This is a genomic window from Paenibacillus tianmuensis (assembly GCF_900100345.1).
Taxonomy (GTDB): Bacteria; Bacillota; Bacilli; order Paenibacillales; family NBRC-103111; genus Paenibacillus_G; species Paenibacillus_G tianmuensis.
The window spans coordinates 1-2,726 of the sequence record NZ_FMTT01000006.1; the positions used below are offsets into that span (position 1 = coordinate 1).

General features: G+C 55.8%; 4 protein-coding genes and 1 pseudogene. All 5 read right to left on the minus strand.

Features of this window, described 5'->3' with window-relative positions; translation table 11 throughout:
- Positions 1-322: DUF2815 family protein (locus BLO51_RS05720; protein WP_143006831.1), on the minus strand; the 322-nt coding region annotated here is incomplete at its 3' end.
- Between the two features lie 268 nt (positions 323-590).
- Complete coding sequence (locus BLO51_RS05725) at positions 591-1,778, minus strand: DUF2800 domain-containing protein (protein WP_090668160.1); 1,188 nt, start codon at positions 1,776-1,778, stop codon at positions 591-593.
- The gene (locus BLO51_RS05730) at positions 1,775-2,173 is read right to left on the minus strand and encodes a hypothetical protein (RefSeq protein ID WP_090668163.1); all 399 of its coding nucleotides are present in this window, start codon (positions 2,171-2,173) and stop codon (positions 1,775-1,777) included. Before BLO51_RS05730 ends, BLO51_RS05725 begins: the two co-directional genes overlap by 4 nt.
- 13 nt (positions 2,174-2,186) lie before the next feature.
- On the minus strand, positions 2,187-2,447 hold the full coding sequence (locus tag BLO51_RS05735; RefSeq protein ID WP_090668166.1) for a DUF7667 family protein: 261 nt from the start codon (positions 2,445-2,447) through the stop codon (positions 2,187-2,189).
- A pseudogene (locus BLO51_RS30125) lies at positions 2,447-2,726 on the minus strand (DUF7666 domain-containing protein); the annotation flags it as partial. The pseudogene BLO51_RS30125 and the gene BLO51_RS05735, both read right to left, overlap by 1 nt.

Consider the following 2,726-nt stretch of genomic DNA (forward strand, 5'->3'; position numbering starts at 1 on the left):
TACCCGGCTTATTCTTGCTGGTTGCATTCAGGAAGAAGTGGCCAGCATACGCTTCATCGTCCGGGCGCTCTTCGTCACCATCCCGCAGCGGTGTTTTGCAGTTGGCTGGAATCTTGCCGCCCCATTTGCTCTTGCCGAGTTCCTTCGCAGCGTCAACGGCTGCTTTGATTTTACGCAGCGTCTCCTTGTCCGACTTCGGGATCAGAATCGCCGTGCTGTATTTCTCATCGCCGCCATCGATGGATTGCGGCTCGAAGATATGAGTGTAAGAAAGGCGTACCTTTCCTGTGATTACTTTAGTTGCTGTATTATCGATTGCCATTGGTTTTTGTCTCCTTTGAGATGGATTATTTAGAATCTTTCCATTCTTTGAAATACGCGTTCCTTTTCGTGTGATTCTTGTTAGTCCATCGTTGGCGAGCCTATGTCCGTCTGGTGCAATTCGCCAAGTCTCAAATCGCCACTTGCGAGCATCGTCATCGATTTTCTCTCGAAGCCTTTTCCGTGCCAGCTCCTCTGACGGTTCGGTGATGCCGAAACACCACTTCTTCGAAACGCCGCTCCATATCCCCCACTGCTCAGGCATGGTATTAAAAATCCTCTCCCGCAAAATCCCCTTCAACGCTGTTCAGCTCCGGCCGCGTATCCGTCTCCGGAACGAGAACCGGTTTACCCTGCGGCTTTATGATCAAATCGCCGATCAGCGTCGCTAGCTCCTTCTTGCCGATCCGCTTTTCAAGCTCCCCAATACCGAGTAACTCCTGCGGTTTGAGGAATTTCTCATGTTCCACCGCTGCCCCAAGTAATATCCGCGCCGTTTCCTTATCAGTGATGGCCCGGTTACTCCGGCCCTCAACAAGCTTCCACTGCGGGATACGCTTGCCCGCCTTGGCCTGTTCGAAGGCGTATTCCTCCACATCCTTCGCCCAGGTTTTAAGCTGCTCCGCCACATGAAGGATAGAACCGATCTCCTCCAAACTCAGCAGCGCCGGATCGCGGAATTCGTGCTGCAGCGCAGCCATGTTCTTGTTGGCACGCGCCCGGCAGCTCCCCTTCACCTTGCACCATCGGCAATGTTTCCCGGCCTTAAACTCGCCCTCGCCGGAGAAGGCCAGCTCCGCCGCAGGCTTGACTACCTTCTCCGCCCATTCCAGCAGCTCGTCGACCGGCAGCGTGTCCGTGCTGACGCTATCAAGGCGCGGCTGCACGATCGTCATGCTGATCTCGCGGATATCGTACAGATAACTGTATGCCGACCACGCGCCGAGGCCGTATAGCCGGATCTGCGGATTGTTGACCGCGCTGACTGGGACGCCTGTTCCGTATTTGAGGTCGATGACCTCCAACACCCCGTCCGCGATCAGCACGACGTCGCCGGTCCCGTATCCGTCTGGTACCCATTCCGTGAAATCCAGCCGTTCTTCCAGCAGCACAACAGCGTCGGAAGACCGCGCCTTTGCGGCCATGAATCGCTCCTCGACCAGCTCCACGTATTCCTGAACGGCATTCTCCATCTCGGGGCAGTAGAGCGGATGCTCCTGGATATTCTCCAGCTCAGCGTCGAGCCGCTTTCTCTCCTTGGAATCGCAGATCAGCAGGCGCCGCCGCAGCTTGTTCTCGGCCAGCTCGTGCGCCAGCGTCCCCTCGTTGGCATATTCGCTGCGCTTGTCTGGTATGCTCTCCTGCAACCGGGCGCTCGGCGGGCAGTTGATCCACTGATCCGCCTTGGAGGCGCCCAGCAAAGCATGAGCGCGTTCAGCGTGTGCTTGCTGCGTCATTCTGCCAACCCCGCCAATCCAGACATGAATGCGTGCCGCTTGTTCTCAGGCACGTCGGAGATCGACTTGCTGCCGAATTCATCCAGAAGCGCCTTGATCGCCTTCTTGACCTCCGGTGTCGTGCCGACTTCCTGCGCCTTCGCCCGCAGTTCGATGACGGTAGGGACCGGTCCGTCTTCCTCACCCATATCGGATTCGGCCGCTTCTTTCTTCGGCTCTTCCTCCTCCGCTGCTGCAGGTGTGGGCTTTGTAGTCGCCCGCCCACGGGATGGTTTTGTTGCTTCCGGTGCTGGAGCCGGAGCAACTGCCTGACCATTGATACCTGCCGCAAGAGCAGATAATTCCTTAATTGCTTCGCCGGCATTTTCGCCGTTAATTTGAATGAGTACAGACATGGATGATTGCCTCCTAAAGTTTGATAACTTCCGTTTCCAATTTTTCGATTTCGGCGCACAAGCTGTGCAGCCATTCCGCGTCGCCCATCTCGTAGGCAACAAGTGATAACTCCTTAAGGGAATCGTGTTGATAAACCAGCGCGTAGTTTACACGTAGTAGTTGCATAACCCACTTCAATTCGGGCTTCCCAAGAACCAGGAAGCCTTCCTTGGTCGTGTTCATGTGCACGATTTCAGCTAACTGCCGATGCACCTGTGCCACCATTAGCGCCATTACTCTACCTCTACAAACTCGCCTTGCTGCAGCACGTACCATGTGTCAGCCCTTAGTTTTTCACCGTCGATCTGTGCAGACTTGACGCAAATCGGAACGTATTCCCCGGCCTCATTCGACCAATGCCATTCCGCCAGTGTAATCCAGCTACCAATTTTGCCCCGAATACGATTTTCTCCTCGCCCGATAGCGGCCCCAACAGAATATTGACCTTTCAGATCGAGCCGGGCACCGTCTCCGCTGCTGGCGAGCTGGGCACCGTCTCCGCTGCTGGCGAGC